The 438-nt window shown below is 52.5% G+C and carries 1 rRNA gene; it reads right to left on the bottom strand.

The features are described 5' to 3' along the window. Window positions 1-435: ribosomal RNA gene (locus C2M30_RS07315) — 16S ribosomal RNA — on the bottom strand; the annotation flags it as partial. Window positions 436-438 lie beyond the last annotated feature (3 nt).

Here is a 438-nt window from a genome sequence, read left to right as displayed (position 1 = left end):
ACTGAAAGTGCTTTACAACCCGAAGGCCTTCTTCACACACGCGGCATGGCTGCATCAGGCTTGCGCCCATTGTGCAATATTCCCCACTGCTGCCTCCCGTAGGAGTCTGGACCGTGTCTCAGTTCCAGTGTGGCTGATCATCCTCTCAAACCAGCTAGGGATCGTCGCCTTGGTGAGCCATTACCTCACCAACTAGCTAATCCCACTTGGGCCAATCTAAAGGCGAGAGCCGAAGCCCCCTTTGGTCCGTAGACATTATGCGGTATTAGCCATCGTTTCCAATGGTTGTCCCCCACCTAAAGGCATGTTCCCAAGCATTACTCACCCGTCCGCCGCTCGTCATCTTCTAGCAAGCTAGAAATGTTACCGCTCGACTTGCATGTGTTAGGCCTGCCGCCAGCGTTCAATCTGAGCCATGATCAAACTCTTCAATTAAAA

It is taken from the genome of Pseudoalteromonas sp. T1lg24 (genome assembly GCF_002964745.1).
Taxonomy (GTDB): Bacteria; Pseudomonadota; Gammaproteobacteria; order Enterobacterales; family Alteromonadaceae; genus Pseudoalteromonas; species Pseudoalteromonas spongiae.
This window is presented reverse-complemented; position numbering and strand designations above follow the sequence as displayed.